The 3681-nt window shown below is 50.8% G+C and carries 2 tRNA genes and 2 rRNA genes; all 4 read left to right on the forward strand.

Annotated elements, in window-relative coordinates:
* The first annotated feature begins 7 nt into the window (after positions 1-7).
* The 4 genes from AC3ZVB_RS29130 (at position 8) to rrf (ending at position 3618) form a co-directional block, all read left to right on the forward strand.
* Positions 8-84 (forward strand) — tRNA-Ile (locus AC3ZVB_RS29130).
* Positions 85-114: 30 nt separating this feature from the next.
* A tRNA-Ala gene (locus tag AC3ZVB_RS29135) sits at positions 115-190 on the forward strand.
* 249 nt (positions 191-439) lie between these two features.
* Positions 440-3331: ribosomal RNA gene (locus AC3ZVB_RS29140) — 23S ribosomal RNA — on the forward strand.
* 171 nt (positions 3332-3502) lie between these two features.
* A 5S ribosomal RNA gene (gene rrf, locus AC3ZVB_RS29145) occupies positions 3503-3618 on the forward strand.
* The last annotated feature ends 63 nt before the right edge of the window (positions 3619-3681 follow it).

Raw genomic sequence — 3681 nt, forward strand, 5'->3', positions numbered from 1 at the left:
CGAAATTGGGTCTGTAGCTCAGTTGGTTAGAGCGCACCCCTGATAAGGGTGAGGTCGGCAGTTCGAATCTGCCCAGACCCACCAATTTTGTGTGGGAAACGCCTGTAGAAATACGGGGCCATAGCTCAGCTGGGAGAGCGCCTGCCTTGCACGCAGGAGGTCAACGGTTCGATCCCGTTTGGCTCCACCACTAACTGCTTCTGATTGTATAAAGCTTAGAAATGAGCATTCCATCGTACGATGGTGAATGTTGATTTCTAGTCTTTGACTAGTTCGTTCTTTAAAAATTTGGGTATGTGATAGAAAGATAGACTGAACGTTACTTTCACTGGTAACGGATCAGGCTAAGGTAAAATTTGTGAGTTGCTCTTAATTGAGTATTATCGAATTTTCGGCGAATGTCGTCTTCACAGTATAACCAGATTGCTTGGGGTTATATGGTCAAGTGAAGAAGCGCATACGGTGGATGCCTTGGCAGTCAGAGGCGATGAAAGACGTGGTAGCCTGCGAAAAGCTTCGGGGAGTCGGCAAACAGACTTTGATCCGGAGATGTCTGAATGGGGGAACCCACCTAACATAAGTTAGGTATCTTAAGCTGAATACATAGGCTTAAGAAGCGAACCAGGGGAACTGAAACATCTAAGTACCCTGAGGAAAAGAAATCAACCGAGATTCCCTTAGTAGTGGCGAGCGAACGGGGACTAGCCCTTAAGTGGCTTTGAGATTAGCGGAACGTTCTGGAAAGTACGGCCATAGTGGGTGATAGCCCTGTACGCGAAAATCTCTTAGTCATGAAATCGAGTAGGACGGAGCACGAGAAATTTTGTCTGAATATGGGGGGACCATCCTCCAAGGCTAAATACTACTGACTGACCGATAGTGAACTAGTACCGTGAGGGAAAGGCGAAAAGAACCCCGGAGAGGGGAGTGAAATAGATCCTGAAACCGTATGCGTACAAGCAGTGGGAGCCCACTTTGTTGGGTGACTGCGTACCTTTTGTATAATGGGTCAGCGACTTATTTTCAGTGGCGAGCTTAACCGAATAGGGGAGGCGTAGCGAAAGCGAGTCTTAATAGGGCGTCTAGTCGCTGGGAATAGACCCGAAACCGGGCGATCTATCCATGGGCAGGTTGAAGGTTGGGTAACACTAACTGGAGGACCGAACCGACTACCGTTGAAAAGTTAGCGGATGACCTGTGGATCGGAGTGAAAGGCTAATCAAGCTCGGAGATAGCTGGTTCTCCTCGAAAGCTATTTAGGTAGCGCCTCATGTATCACTGTAGGGGGTAGAGCACTGTTTCGGCTAGGGGGTCATCCCGACTTACCAAACCGATGCAAACTCCGAATACCTACAAGTGCCGAGCATGGGAGACACACGGCGGGTGCTAACGTCCGTCGTGAAAAGGGAAACAACCCAGACCGTCAGCTAAGGTCCCAAAGTTATGGTTAAGTGGGAAACGATGTGGGAAGGCTTAGACAGCTAGGAGGTTGGCTTAGAAGCAGCCACCCTTTAAAGAAAGCGTAATAGCTCACTAGTCGAGTCGGCCTGCGCGGAAGATGTAACGGGGCTCAAACCATACACCGAAGCTACGGGTATCACTTAGGTGATGCGGTAGAGGAGCGTTCTGTAAGCCTGTGAAGGTGAGTTGAGAAGCTTGCTGGAGGTATCAGAAGTGCGAATGCTGACATGAGTAACGACAATGGGTGTGAAAAACACCCACGCCGAAAGACCAAGGTTTCCTGCGCAACGTTAATCGACGCAGGGTTAGTCGGTCCCTAAGGCGAGGCTGAAAAGCGTAGTCGATGGAAAACAGGTTAATATTCCTGTACTTCTGGTTATTGCGATGGAGGGACGGAGAAGGCTAGGCCAGCTTGGCGTTGGTTGTCCAAGTTTAAGGTGGTAGGCTGGAATCTTAGGTAAATCCGGGATTCTAAGGCCGAGAGCTGATGACGAGTGTTCTTTTAGAACACGAAGTGGTTGATGCCATGCTTCCAAGAAAAGCTTCTAAGCTTCAGGTAACCAGGAACCGTACCCCAAACCGACACAGGTGGTTGGGTAGAGAATACCAAGGCGCTTGAGAGAACTCGGGTGAAGGAACTAGGCAAAATGGCACCGTAACTTCGGGAGAAGGTGCGCCGGTGAGGGTGAAGGACTTGCTCCGTAAGCTCATGCCGGTCGAAGATACCAGGCCGCTGCGACTGTTTATTAAAAACACAGCACTCTGCAAACACGAAAGTGGACGTATAGGGTGTGACGCCTGCCCGGTGCCGGAAGGTTAATTGATGGGGTTAGCTAACGCGAAGCTCTTGATCGAAGCCCCGGTAAACGGCGGCCGTAACTATAACGGTCCTAAGGTAGCGAAATTCCTTGTCGGGTAAGTTCCGACCTGCACGAATGGCGTAACGATGGCGGCGCTGTCTCCACCCGAGACTCAGTGAAATTGAAATCGCTGTGAAGATGCAGTGTATCCGCGGCTAGACGGAAAGACCCCGTGAACCTTTACTATAGCTTTGCACTGGACTTTGAATTTGCTTGTGTAGGATAGGTGGGAGGCTTTGAAGCGTGGACGCCAGTTCGCGTGGAGCCAACCTTGAAATACCACCCTGTCAACTTTGAGGTTCTAACTCAGGTCCGTTATCCGGATCGAGGACAGTGTATGGTGGGTAGTTTGACTGGGGCGGTCTCCTCCTAAAGAGTAACGGAGGAGTACGAAGGTGCGCTCAGACCGGTCGGAAATCGGTCGTAGAGTATAAAGGCAAAAGCGCGCTTGACTGCGAGACAGACACGTCGAGCAGGTACGAAAGTAGGTCTTAGTGATCCGGTGGTTCTGTATGGAAGGGCCATCGCTCAACGGATAAAAGGTACTCCGGGGATAACAGGCTGATACCGCCCAAGAGTTCATATCGACGGCGGTGTTTGGCACCTCGATGTCGGCTCATCACATCCTGGGGCTGAAGCCGGTCCCAAGGGTATGGCTGTTCGCCATTTAAAGTGGTACGCGAGCTGGGTTTAGAACGTCGTGAGACAGTTCGGTCCCTATCTGCCGTGGACGTTTGAGATTTGAGAGGGGCTGCTCCTAGTACGAGAGGACCGGAGTGGACGAACCTCTGGTGTTCCGGTTGTCACGCCAGTGGCATTGCCGGGTAGCTATGTTCGGAATAGATAACCGCTGAAAGCATCTAAGCGGGAAACTAGCCTCAAGATGAGATCTCACTGGGACCTTGAGTCCCCTGAAGGGCCGTCGAAGACTACGACGTTGATAGGTTGGGTGTGTAAGCGCTGTGAGGCGTTGAGCTAACCAATACTAATTGCCCGTGAGGCTTGACCATATAACACCCAAGCAATTTGCTTGCTTCGAAGCTGAAAAGCGAAAGAGCACCAGATTGCGGTGTGTGAAGACGAAACGAACCGAAAGTTCGATGTTCACAAAACACCGAAAGCTGTCACATACCCAATTTGCTGAAGCGCGGCCACTTGGCCACGATTCGGTACCCGAATTTCTTGACGACCATAGAGCGTTGGAACCACCTGATCCCATCCCGAACTCAGCAGTGAAACGATGCATCGCCGATGGTAGTGTGGGGTTTCCCCATGTGAGAGTAGGTCATCGTCAAGATTAAATTCCGAAACCCCTGTTTGCTAACGCGAACAGGGGTTTTGTTTTGTCCGCAGGAAAGTG

The organism is Pseudomonas sp. MDV22-iso1, from assembly GCF_058145095.1.